Raw genomic sequence first — 11,543 nt, forward strand, 5'->3', positions numbered from 1 at the left:
CAGCCGCTCACCCGGAACCGTCTTGTTCCGGCTCCAGGAAGTAGTCGTACGTCTCCAGGTCGAGCGTGATACCGGTGAGCTGCCGGACACGCTCGGCATGCTCCTCCGTCAGGGGCACATCGCCGATCAGCTCGTCCGGCGCGATCCCCACGAGGTCCGCGAGGACGTCCAGTCCGACCGCCGTGACATCGACGGAGGAGTCGAGGAACTCGTCGTCCTTCGGGAAGCGGGAGATGGCGAGTCGGACGTTCACAGGGAAGGGCCCTGTTCCGGCTCCAGGAAGTAGTCGTACGTCTCCAGGTCGAGCGTGATACCGGTCAGCTGCCGGACACGCTCGGCGTGCTGCTGGGTCAGCGGGTACACGTCGACCAGCTGGTCCGGCGCCGTCCCGAGGAGTTCTCCCCAGGCTTGGGCGCCGACCGCGGTGACGTCGGTGGAGGAAAGCGGCCAGTCGCCGTCCTTGGGATAGCAGGTGACAAGGAAGTACACGGTCACGGTGTCACCTTCCGGGTGGGATCGGCGGGCTCGGTCCGGCTCCAGTATTCCGGCTCGGAGAAAATCGGGGTCCGCTGCAACGCTTCAGCCGCGTCTCGCATCTGACCCCACGAGCCGCCAGGCTCCACGACCAGTCCCTGGGGGAACGCATGCGCATCCGCACCATCGTGGCCGCCGTCTCCGGCGGCCTCGTCCTCTCCGCTCTCGCCGTCCCGGCCGCCCAGGCCGACGGCGGGGGCCTGCACAAACCCACCGCCGCGGAGCGTTTCGGCGTCTCCAGAGCCGCGATGAGCGCCGCCGCCGACGATGAACTTCCGGTCGTCTCCGACGTGAAGGTCAACGGCGGCAAGAGCATCGTGTTGGGTACGACGGGCGTCAAGACGTTCGCCGTGTCGCTGACCGCCAGTCACTCCGCCGGTATCCAGGACGCGTACATCGACTTGTGGCACGGCAGGGACCTGGCCCACCACGACGGCGTGTTCGCCCCGAACGAGCAGAACGCCACCTGCACCGCGGTCAGCGCCACGACCTCGAACTGCAAGCTCACCATCACGGTCGACGTCGGCCGTGAGGTGTACATGAACTCGCTGGCCGGTACCTGGCACGTGACGGCCGCCGCGATCGCCGCCGACGAGACCGGCAGCGACTACTGGAACGACTCCTACGGCACCCACAAGGTCCAGCGCCTCTCCAAGCTCACGGCCAACGCCGCCCCCGAGCCGGTGAAAAAGGGCAAGACCATCACCGTCACCGGCAAGCTGACGCGGGCCAACTGGGAGACCCGCAAGTACGGCGGCTACTCGACCCAGCCGGTGAAGCTGCAGTTCCGCAAGAAGGACTCCGACACCTACACCACCGTGAAGACGGTCAAGACCAACAGCAAGGGTGACCTGAAGACCACCGTCAAGGCGACGGTCGACGGCTACTTCCGCTGGAGCTTCGCGGGCACCTCCACCACCCCGGCGGTCAACGCCCCGGGCGACTTCATCGACGTCAGGTAAGTAGGCCGGAAGTAAAGCGTTGCGCATGTGCGAACAAAATCACGTCCCACGCGTACAACCTGTCCCATGAGTCAGGGATCTAGGGAGTGAGTCATCAGACTCCCAGATCCTTCTCTCCTCATGGGGAACGCACATGCGCATACGCGCCCTCGTCCTCGCCGTCTCCGGCGCCGTGGCACTCTCCGCCCTCGCCGTGCCGGCCGCCCAGGCCGCCACCACCGCCGGGCCCGCCGTCACCTTCTCCGGCCTGAAGGTCAACAGCGGCAAGAACATCGTGGTCGGTTCGACGGCGACGGTCACGGTCTCGGCCAGCTACACCGTGACCAAGCCCTCGAACCTGGACCCGAGCTCCATCCAGACCGGCCCCGTCCTCTACCGCGGCACCACGCTCGGCGAGAACTCCGACGACCTGCTCCTCGGTGACGGCCCCGGCACCTGCACGACGTCCTCCTCGACGGTCCTCAAGTGCACCGCGAAGATCCAGTTCCGCCCCAAGGGCACCGACGAGACCGGCGACCTGATCAGCAGCCAGGCGGGCACCTGGAAGCTCGGCGCCGTCGCGGTCAACGACGACGACGGCATCACCTGGCAGGGCAACCTCGGCACCACCCACCTCCAGCGCCGGTCCACCCTCACCACCAACGCCGCCCCCGAGCCGGTGAAGAAGGGCAAGACCATCACCGTCACGGGCAAGCTCGCCCGCGCCAACTGGGACACCAACACGTACGCGGGTTACTCGACCCAGCCGGTGAAGCTCCAGTTCAAGAAGAAGGGTGCGACCTCCTACACCACCCTGAAGACCATCAAGACCAGCACCACGGGCGCTCTGAAGACCACGGTGACGGCCTCCGCCGACGGCTCCTTCCGTTACGTCTTCGCGGGCACGACGACGACCTCGCCGGTCACCTCGACCGGGGACTTCGTCGACGTCCAGTAGAACCGCGGCCCACCACCCGGGCTGAAGCCCCGCGCTAAGCGGGAACGCGGCGGTCGACCCATCTCCACAGGAGTTCCAGGGCGGCCGCCGCCACCACCGAGATGCCGACCGCGATCCACGGCATCGTCGCCCCCACCAGCTTCAGCGCGAAGAAGTGCTGGAGCCCGGGCACGGCGAGGACCAGCACGAACCCGAGGCCCATCGCCGCGACCAGCGCGAGACGCCACCAGGTGTACGGGCGGGCGATGATCGCCAGCACCCACATCGAGATCAGGAACAGGGTCAACGTCGCCGCGCTCGTCTCCGCGTCCAGCGCGCCGGGGCCCGTGTAGTGGTGCCGGGCGATCAGGTACGTCACGAAGGTCGCGATCGCCGCCACCACTCCGCCCGGGATCGAGTACCGCATCACCCGCCGCACGAAGTGCGGTCGCGCGCGTTCCTTGTTGGGCGCGAGGGCCAGGAAGAAGGCCGGGACGCCGATCGTCAGCGTCGACAGCAGGGTCAGGTGCCGGGGCAGGAAGGGGTATTCGACCTGCCAGCACACCACGAACACGGCAAGCAGCACCGAGTACACGGTCTTCACCAGGAACAGCGTCGCGACCCGGGTGATGTTGCCGATGACCCGCCGACCCTCCGCGACCACCGAGGGCAGCGTCGCGAAGCTGTTGTCGAGCAGCACGATCTGCGCGACCGCCCGCGTGGCCTCCGATCCGGAGCCCATCGCCACCCCGATGTCGGCGTCCTTCAGGGCGAGCACGTCGTTGACCCCGTCACCGGTCATCGCGACGGTGTGCCCGCGCGACTGGAGCGCCCCCACCATGTCCCGCTTCTGCTGCGGGGTGACCCGCCCGAACACCGTGCCCTCGTCGAGCGCCTTCGCCATGCCCTCCGGGTCGGCGGGCAGTTGACGTGCGTCGACCACGCTGCCGTTCAGCCCGAGCTTGGCCGCCACCGCCCCGACAGAGACCGCGTTGTCCCCGGAGATGACCTTGGCGCGGACGTCCTGTTCGGCGAAGTACCGCAAGGTGTCGGCCGCGTCGGGCCGCAGCCGCTGTTCCAGGACGACGAGGGCGGTCGGCCGCGCTCCCCGGGTGGTCTCGGGATCGTCGAGGTCGCGGGAGGCCCGGGCCAGCAGCAGCACACGCAGTCCCTGTTCGTTGAGCCGCCCGGTCTCGGCGAGCGCGGGGTCCTCGGGGGCCAGGAGCACGTCCGGCGCCCCCAGCAGCCACGTACTGGACTCGCCGTCGCCCTCGCTGAAGGTGGCCCCGCTGTACTTGCGGGCCGAGGAGAAGGGGAGCGACTCCGTGCAGCGCCACTCCTCAGCGTCCGGGTAGGCGTCGATGATCGCCCGGAGTGAGGCGTTCGGCCGCGGATCCGACTCACCGAGGGCGCCCAGGACTTTCCGTACGTACGACTCGTCGGCGCCCTGCAGCGGCCTGAGCCCGGTGACGTCCATACCGCCCTCGGTGAGGGTGCCGGTCTTGTCGAGGCAGACCGTGTCGACGCGGGCGAGGCCCTCGATGGCCGGGAGTTCCTGGACGAGGGCCTGGTTCCGGCCGAGCCGGATCACACCGATGGCGAAGGCGACGGAGGTCAGCAGGACGAGCCCCTCCGGGACCATCGGCACGATGCCGCCGACCGTGCGGGCGAGGGAGTCCTTGAGGTCGTCGTCCTTCACGAACAGCTGGCTGATGACCAGGCCGATCGCGGTCGGGACCATCATCCACGTCACGTACTTGAGGATCGTGGAGATGCCGGAGCGCAGTTCGGAGTGGACCAGGGTGAACCGGGAGGCATCCTCGGCGAGCTGGGCGGCGTAGGCCTCGCGGCCCACCTTGGTCGCCCGGAAGGCGCCGCCGCCGGCGACCACGAAGCTCCCGGACATCACCTGGTCGTCGGGCCGCTTCACCACCGGGTCGGCCTCGCCGGTCAGCAGCGACTCGTCGATCTCCAGGCCGTCCGCCTCCACGACCACCCCGTCGACCACGGCCTTGTCGCCGGGTCCGATCTCGATGAGGTCGTCGAGGACGATCTCCGAGGTGCTGACCTGGGACGCGGTCCCGTCCCGCCGTACGGTCGGCCTTGCCTCGCCGATCACCGCGAGCGAGTCGAGGGTCTTCTTCGCCCGCCACTCCTGGACGATGCCGATCCCGGTGTTGGCGAGGATGACGTATCCGAACAGGCTGTCCTGGAACGGCGCGACGAACAGCATGACCAGCCAGAGCACACCGATGATCGCGTTGAACCGGGTGAAGACGTTCGCCCGGACGATCTCCCCCAGGCTCCGGCTGCTGCGCACCGGCACGTCGTTGACCTGCCCGCGCGTCACCCGCTCGGCGACCTCGGCCGCGGTGAGTCCGCCCGCCGCCGGTGCCGGGAGTGCCACGGGGTGCACAGGGTCGAGTTCGGCGCCCGCGTCGATGTGCGTCATGCATTCGACGGTACGTGCGGTTTTGCGGCTTCACCCGCCGAGTGACCGGAAGTTCCGACCTGGGGAGGAGAAGGGAACGGGCGAGTGATGCCTTGGTACTAGGGGGCGCTCGTCACTCGGCAGCAGGGGTGCCGGCGGGATCGGTGCCGGCCGCCCCCTTGATCGCCGCGTCGCGCTTGCGGACGTACCAGGTGCCGTACAGCCCCAGCCCGCCACCGGCCAGGCAGGTCCACAGCCACCAGGTGTGTCCGTGGTCCTCGAACCAGCCGTAGAACGGGAGCTGTACCAGGAACAGGACGAACCACAAGATCGTGCCGCCGGTGACCGTGGCGACCACGGGGCCCTCCAGGGGCTCCGGCGCCTCGTGCTTGAAGGATCCCGAAGAGAACACGTCCATGGGGACAGCTTACGAGGCGATCACATCTACGCGCAGAGATGGCCCGGTGAACGTTATACGTTCATACTGAAACAGTTTGCGTCTGTCCACTTCTGCTCGTAGGAACATCCAATGCCGACCGCCCTCGACCGCTACTTCAAGATCTCCGAGCGGGGCAGCAGCCTGCCCCGCGAGATCCGGGGCGGCTTCGCCACGTTCTTCGCGATGGCCTACATCATCGTGCTGAACCCGATCATCCTCGGCAGTGCCAAGGACATGTACGGCCATCAGCTGGACAACGGCCAGCTGGTCACCGCGACCGCCCTGACCGCGGCCTTCACCACGCTCCTCATGGGCGTGGTCGGCAACGTCCCGATCGCGCTGGCCGCAGGCCTCGGCGTGAACTCCGTCGTCGCGCTCCAGCTCGCGCCCCGGATGTCCTGGCCGGACGCGATGGGCATGGTGGTCCTGGCGGGCTTCATCGTGATGCTGCTGGTCGCCACCGGTCTGCGCGAGCGCGTGATGAACGCGGTGCCCTTCGGCCTGCGCAAGGCGATCTCCATCGGTATCGGCCTGTTCATCATGCTGATCGGGCTCGTGGACTCCGGTTTCGTCTCCCGCATCCCGGACGTCGCCCAGACCACCGTCCCGCTCCAGCTCGGCGGCGACGGACACCTCGACGGCTGGCCGGTCCTGGTCTTCATCCTGGGCGCCCTGCTCACCCTCGCGCTCATCGTCCGCAAGGTCTCCGGCGCGATCCTGATCTCGATCGTCACGATGACCGTCGTGGCGATGATCATCGAGGCCGTCGCCAAGGTCCCCTCCTGGGGGCTCACCGTCCCGAAGTGGCCGGGCAACCCGGTCGCCTCCCCGGACTTCGGTCTGATCGGCAAGGTCAGCCTCTTCGGCGGCTTCGACAAGGTCGGCGTGCTGACCGGCATCCTCTTCGTCTTCACGGTCCTGCTGTCGTGCTTCTTCGACGCGATGGGCACGATCATGGGCGTCTCCGACGAGGCCAGGCTCACCGACGCCCAGGGTCAGATGCCCGGCATCAACAAGGTGCTCTTCGTGGACGGTCTCGCGGTCGCCGCGGGCGGCGCGAGCTCGTCGTCGGCGACGACGGCCTTCGTGGAGTCGACGGCGGGGGTCGGCGAGGGTGCGCGCACCGGTTTCGCCAACCTCGTCACCGGCGGTCTCTTCACCCTCGCGCTGTTCCTCACGCCGGTCGCGACGATGGTCCCGTCCCAGGCGGCGACCCCGGCCCTGCTCGCGGTCGGCTTCCTGATCCTGGCCGGGAACGTCAAGGACATCGACTGGGCCGACCACACCATCGCGATCCCGGCCTTCATCACCATGGTGATGATGCCGTTCACCTACTCGATCACCAACGGCATCGGCATGGGCTTCATCACCTTCGTGGTGCTGCGGCTGGCGGCCGGCCGTGGCCGCGAGATCCCGGTGCCGATGTACGTCGTGGCCGCGGTGTTCGGCTTCTACTACCTGATGCCGGCGCTGGGCCTGACGTGACCGGCTCTCACCTGACCCGCCCTCACGTCACCCCGTAGAACTTCTCGGTCTCGTCGACGGCGGTCTGGAACCGCTCGTCGAAGTCGTCCCGGATGAGCGTTCGGATCACATAGTCCTGGACGCTCATCCCCCTTTTGGCCGCATGGTCCCGGAGCCGCTCGAGCAGCTCCCCGTCTATCCGCAGGCTGAGCACGCTGGTCCCCATGAGGACGAGGGTCGTCGTCCGCAGGGGAGCAGCGTTCACTTTCCGCACCCGACTCACTCGTTCGGGTGAACCTCGGGTTTTCTGCGGTCGCCTACCGCTACCAGGTCCACCTCTGGTCGGTGTTCGCCGAGCAGGGCCACTGGATGACCTTGGTGCCGATGGCGGGGTTGGACGCCGGGATGGCGAGGCACTTGTCGCTGTTCAGGTTCCGCAGCCGGTCGAGGCTGTCGTGGATCCAGATCTGCTCCTTGCCGGTGCTGCAGGTCCACTGAATGGCCTGCGTGCCGTCGGCGACGGAGCCCCCCGGCATGGCGAGACACCTGCCGCTGTTGGCGTTCTTGACGACATAGCGGTCGCCGTTTCCGCCCGCGACCTGCGTCAGCTGCCACTTCTGTTCGGCGCCGCCGTTGCAGGTCCACTGGAGCAGACCGGTGCCGTTCTCCGTGCTGGCCTGGGGCACGGCGAGGCACTTTGCGGTCCCCTGGTTGGTCAGGGGGTGGGGGGTGGCGACGGCGGCGGCGATCCAGGAGGCCAGCCCGTCGACGCGGGCGGCGACACCGCCGGTGCGCATCTCGGCAGCGTCCGTACCGTAGCAACCGCCCTGGTAGGACCGGCTGGTGAGGGCCACCAGCTGGTCGGTGCCGTTCGTCCTGCGCACCACCGGGCCGCCGGTGTCGCCGGCGCACGCGGCCACCCCGTCCACGCCGGTGACCGTCGCCGTGGTCGCGTCCGAGGCGTCCACCGAAAGCGTCCCGGTGTGCAGCTTCAGGGGTGCCCACTCGGTCCGGGTCCGTCCGAACCCGGCGAACGTCAGCGTCTCACCGACGGTGGGCTCGGCAGTGGCCAGGGCGATGGGGGTGACGTTGGTGACCGCCTGGTTCAGCCGGGCCAGGATCACGTCCCGGCCGGTACTGCTGGGCACCAGTTCGACGACCTGGCGCACCGCGCCCGCGCCGGTGGTGAGGTCGGAGCGGCCGATGGTCGCGGTGGTCGCCGACGCCGGCTTGCCCGCGGGTACGGCGAGGCTCGTGGCCGGATCGGCGGCGAAGCAGCTGGCGCCGGTGAGCAGCCACTGGGGGGCGACCAGAACCCCGGAGCAGCCGCGGTCGTGATCGCCGACGACGAGCTGCGCGGTGTAGCCCAGCGTGGCGTCGGCGACGGGCGTGCCGGTGACGGCGGGCGCCGGTGCGGCCGACAATGCGGTCGGACCTGCTGCGAGGACCGTTGCCAGTGCGGCTAGACGTAGCTGTCTGAAGTGTCGCAAGACGGGATTCCTTGAGCGGGAGAGTGACGTCACGGACGGGACGCGGCACGGGGGCGGACGGAAGGAACAGCTGATGTAACCCTGTGCTCAAGACCCTGTCCACGGTGTTAAATCTCTTAAATGGGGCGGTAGTTGAGGTTCCGGCGTGAGGTGGGTCACGGTCGCCGAAGGTTGTGCCGCATTGGATGACGAAGTGATGACGAGTGGCCTGAGTCACGGGAATCCGCGTGTGCGCCAGTTTGTTTAGCGAGAGTAATGAGTTACGCTAAAGAGATGCCGGACCTTACCCATGGCGACGACGTAGCCGCCGTGAACTCCCTGCGATCAGCCGTGATGCGACTGTCCCGTCGGCTCAAGCACCAGCGGGTCGACGAGTCGCTCAGCCCCACCGAGATGTCGGTGCTGGGCACCCTCTCCCTCTGCGGCAAGGCCACCCCGGGCGAACTCGCCCGCAAGGAGCACGTGCAGCCGCCGTCGATGACCCGCATCGTGGCGCTGCTCGAGGCCAAGGGACTCGTCCGGCTGGAGCCGCACCCCGAGGACCGGCGCCAGAAGGTCGTCACCAAGACCGAGCAGGCCGAGGCCATGCTCGCGGAGAGCCGCGCCAAGCGGAACGCCTTCCTGGCCACCCTGGTCGACGGCCTCGACGAGGACGAGTGGGCGAAACTGCGCGCCGCCGCCCCCGTGCTGGAGAAACTCGCACACCTGTAAGTCACGAAGAGGAGGCGAACGCACTTTGAGTACGGGACCCGGAGCACCCTCCGCCCCCGCACCGATCCCTTCTACCTGTGTGTCCCGCAAGTCGTCCATGTTCAGCTCGTTGAAGGTCAGGAACTACCGCCTGTTCTTCCTCGGCCAGGTCGTCTCCAACATCGGCACCTGGATGCAGCGCATCGCCCAGGACTGGCTGGTGCTCAGCCTCACCGGCTCCGCCACCGCCGTCGGCGTGACAACGGCCCTGCAGTTCCTGCCGATGCTGCTCTTCGGCCTCTACGGCGGTGTCCTCGTCGACCGGCTGTCCAAGCGCCGCGCGCTGCTGTTCACGCAGTCCGCGATGGGCGCCACCGGCATCGCGCTCGCGGTCCTCACCCTGACCGGCCACGTCCAGGTCTGGCACGTCTACCTCGCCGCCTTCGCCGCGGGCCTCGCGACGGTCGTCGACAACCCGGCCCGGCAGTCGTTCGTCTCCGAGATGGTCGGCCCCGACCAGCTGCAGAACGCGGTCAGCCTGAACTCCGCGAACTTCCAGTCGGCCCGGCTGATCGGCCCCGCCGTCGCGGGCGTCATGATCACCGGCGTGGGCACCGGCTGGGCGTTCCTCGCCAACGGCCTGTCCTTCGTCGCCCCGCTGGTCGGCCTGCTGATGATGCGGCCGCGCGAGCTGTACGCCGTCGAGCGCGCCCCGCGCGGCAAGGGACAGCTGCGGGAGGGCCTTCAGTACGTGGCCGGGCGGCCGGAGCTGATCTGGACCATCGTCCTGGTCGGGTTCGTGTCCACCTTCGGCTTCAACTTCCCCGTCTATCTCTCGGCCTTCGCCGACGACGTCTTCCACGCGGGCGCGGGCTCCTACAGCCTCTTCAACACGGTGATGGCGGTCGGCTCCCTGGCCGGCGCCCTGCTCGCGGCCCGGCGCGGCACCGCCCGGATGCGGGTGCTGGTCGTGGGCGCGGTGGCCTTCGGCGCGCTGGAGATCGTGGCCGCGATCGCCCCCTCGTTGTGGCTGTTCGCCCTGCTGATGGCCCCGATCGGGATGTTCGGCATGACGGTCAACGTCACCGCGAACACCAGCGTGCAGATGGGCACCGACCCGGCCATGCGGGGCCGCGTGATGGCCCTGTACATGATGGTGTTCATGGGCGGCTCCCCGATCGGCGCGCCGATCGCCGGCTGGATCACCGACACGTACGGCGTCCGCGCCGGCCTCGCGGTGGGCGGCGCGATCGCCGCGGTCGCGGCCGCGACGATCGGCCTGGTCCTGGCCCGCATGGGCAACCTGCGGCTGTCGGTCGGCTGGAACCGCGGCCACCCGCACGTGCGGTTCGTGCCGCGCGAGAATCAGGAGCAACTGGCCCCGGCGGCCTGAGCCCTAGGGCCCTACCCGCCGGGCCAGCACCTGGCCCGGCCAGTCGTTGTTCGCCCCGGCGGTGTAGGTCTCCGTCGGGGTGAAGCCGTTGGCCTGGTAGTAGGCGACCAGTCTGCGGTCGGCGCCCGCGTAGCAGTCCACCCGCAGCAGGGCGACGCCCGCGCGCCGGGTCTCCTCGGCGGCGTGCGCGAGGAGGGCGCTGCCGATGCCGTGGCCCTTGAAGCGGCGGTCGGAGGCGAGCCAGTGGATGTACCGCTCGGGTTCGCCCGGCGACGGGAGATGGGCCAGGTACGCGCCCGGTGAGTCGGTGATCGTGAGGGTCGCGGCCGGCACCCCGTCGGCCTCGGCGATGAACACGCGGCCCTCGTCGATGTACCGGGCGACGGACTCCACCGTCCGCGGGCTTCCCGACAGCGGCTCGGTCCCCCACTGACCGGAACGCCCCTGTGCCACCAGCCACTCCACACAGCTGTCGAGCATGCCGAGGATCACGGGTATGTCGTCGGGTCCGCCGTCCCTGATGCTGATCTCCATGCCCTCATGGTGACAGGCTGCCCTCCATGAGACTCTTCGCCGCGGTGCTGCCCCCGCAGGACGTGACCGATGAACTCGCGCTGAAGGTGGCCGAGTTGAGGCGGCTTCCCGGAGCGTCCGAGCTGCGCTGGACCGGCGTTGCCGGCTGGCACTTCACGCTCGCCTTCTACGGGGAGGTGGACGAGGACGTCGTACCGGAGCTGTCGGAGCGGCTGGAGCGGGCGGCCCGGCGCACCGCCCGTTTCCCGCTGGCCGTGCGCGGCGGTGGCCAGTTCGGGCACGGGCGGGCGCTGTGGGCGGGGGCCTCCGGTGATCTTCCGCTGCTGCGGCTGCTGGCCGAGCGGGCGGAGGCGGCGGGACGCCGGGCCGGGGTGGAGATGAAGGAGCATCGGCGGTACAAGGCTCATCTGACCGTGGCGCGCAGCCGGGAGGCCGTGGAGGCAGGGCCGTATCTCTCGGCTCTGGACGGATTCACGAGCCGTACCTGGACCGTCGACGAGCTGGCGCTGGTGCGGAGCAACCTTCCGCAGTCCGGGGTGCCGGGGGAGCAGCCCCGCTACGAGGTGGTCGGCCGCTGGGCGCTGGGCGGGGCCGGTTAGGCTCGATGCGTGGACCCGAAGACCCGGAACCGGATCATGGCCGGTGTGCTCGTGATGATGTTCGCCGTCGTGGCGCTGGCCGCCGTGCTCG

Annotated in this window: 13 protein-coding genes; 6 read left to right on the forward strand and 7 right to left on the reverse strand. The window is 69.1% G+C overall.

The window, feature by feature from the left end; all coding sequences use genetic code 11:
- Window positions 1-7: 7 nt before the first annotated feature.
- Window positions 8-253, reverse strand: a complete 246-nt coding sequence (locus tag ACZ39I_RS25365; protein ID WP_467246692.1) for a DUF7683 domain-containing protein — start codon at window positions 251-253, stop codon at window positions 8-10.
- Window positions 250-495, reverse strand: a complete 246-nt coding sequence (locus ACZ39I_RS25370) for a DUF7683 domain-containing protein (RefSeq protein WP_467246694.1) — start codon at window positions 493-495, stop codon at window positions 250-252. Before ACZ39I_RS25370 ends, ACZ39I_RS25365 begins: the two co-directional genes overlap by 4 nt.
- A 149-nt stretch (window positions 496-644) precedes the next feature.
- On the opposite strand from ACZ39I_RS25370, the gene ACZ39I_RS25375 reads away from it, so the two are divergent.
- Window positions 645-1,496 carry a DUF5707 domain-containing protein gene (locus ACZ39I_RS25375; RefSeq protein WP_467246696.1) on the forward strand — a complete coding sequence of 284 codons (852 nt, stop codon included), beginning with the start codon at window positions 645-647 and terminating at the stop codon, window positions 1,494-1,496.
- 133 nt (window positions 1,497-1,629) lie between these two features.
- Window positions 1,630-2,433, forward strand: coding sequence for a hypothetical protein (locus ACZ39I_RS25380; protein WP_467246698.1), 804 nt, complete (start codon window positions 1,630-1,632; stop codon window positions 2,431-2,433).
- A 34-nt stretch (window positions 2,434-2,467) separates the two neighbouring features.
- Here ACZ39I_RS25380 and ACZ39I_RS25385 read toward each other — a convergent pair whose 3' ends face one another.
- Together ACZ39I_RS25385 and ACZ39I_RS25390 are read right to left on the reverse strand one after the other, a co-directional pair.
- The gene (locus tag ACZ39I_RS25385; protein ID WP_467246699.1) at window positions 2,468-4,864 is read right to left on the reverse strand and encodes a cation-translocating P-type ATPase; all 2,397 of its coding nucleotides are present in this window, start codon (window positions 4,862-4,864) and stop codon (window positions 2,468-2,470) included.
- 112 nt (window positions 4,865-4,976) lie between these two features.
- Entirely contained in the window at window positions 4,977-5,261 is a 285-nt protein-coding gene (locus ACZ39I_RS25390) for a DUF2530 domain-containing protein (RefSeq protein WP_467246701.1), read from the reverse strand.
- Window positions 5,262-5,372: 111 nt separating this feature from the next.
- On the opposite strand from ACZ39I_RS25390, the gene ACZ39I_RS25395 reads away from it, so the two are divergent.
- Window positions 5,373-6,767, forward strand: coding sequence for an NCS2 family permease (locus ACZ39I_RS25395; RefSeq protein WP_467246703.1), 1,395 nt, complete (start codon window positions 5,373-5,375; stop codon window positions 6,765-6,767).
- Window positions 6,768-6,789: 22 nt separating this feature from the next.
- Here the strand turns inward: ACZ39I_RS25395 and ACZ39I_RS25400 are convergent, their stop codons facing one another.
- Both ACZ39I_RS25400 and ACZ39I_RS25405 read right to left on the reverse strand, forming a co-directional pair.
- Window positions 6,790-6,972: a hypothetical protein gene (locus tag ACZ39I_RS25400; RefSeq protein WP_030317890.1), complete on the reverse strand. Its 183-nt coding sequence runs from the start codon at window positions 6,970-6,972 to the stop codon at window positions 6,790-6,792.
- Between the two features lie 97 nt (window positions 6,973-7,069).
- On the reverse strand, window positions 7,070-8,170 hold the full coding sequence (locus tag ACZ39I_RS25405) for an RICIN domain-containing protein (protein ID WP_467246951.1): 1,101 nt from the start codon (window positions 8,168-8,170) through the stop codon (window positions 7,070-7,072).
- 339 nt (window positions 8,171-8,509) lie between these two features.
- On the opposite strand from ACZ39I_RS25405, the gene ACZ39I_RS25410 reads away from it, so the two are divergent.
- Together ACZ39I_RS25410 and ACZ39I_RS25415 are read left to right on the forward strand one after the other, a co-directional pair.
- Window positions 8,510-8,947, forward strand: a complete 438-nt coding sequence (locus tag ACZ39I_RS25410) for a MarR family winged helix-turn-helix transcriptional regulator (protein WP_057608571.1) — start codon at window positions 8,510-8,512, stop codon at window positions 8,945-8,947.
- Window positions 8,948-9,044: 97 nt separating this feature from the next.
- Window positions 9,045-10,319 (forward strand): MFS transporter, encoded by a 1,275-nt coding sequence (locus tag ACZ39I_RS25415; RefSeq protein ID WP_467246952.1) that lies wholly within the window; start codon window positions 9,045-9,047, stop codon window positions 10,317-10,319.
- A gap of 3 nt (window positions 10,320-10,322) precedes the next feature.
- Here the strand turns inward: ACZ39I_RS25415 and ACZ39I_RS25420 are convergent, their stop codons facing one another.
- Entirely contained in the window at window positions 10,323-10,853 is a 531-nt protein-coding gene (locus ACZ39I_RS25420; protein ID WP_467246705.1) for a GNAT family N-acetyltransferase, read from the reverse strand.
- Window positions 10,854-10,879: 26 nt separating this feature from the next.
- Between ACZ39I_RS25420 and thpR the strand changes: the two genes are divergently transcribed.
- Window positions 10,880-11,452 (forward strand): RNA 2',3'-cyclic phosphodiesterase, encoded by a 573-nt coding sequence (gene thpR / locus ACZ39I_RS25425; RefSeq protein ID WP_467246707.1) that lies wholly within the window; start codon window positions 10,880-10,882, stop codon window positions 11,450-11,452.
- Window positions 11,453-11,543 lie beyond the last annotated feature (91 nt).

It is taken from the genome of Streptomyces sp. NPDC024687 (genome assembly GCF_055559055.1).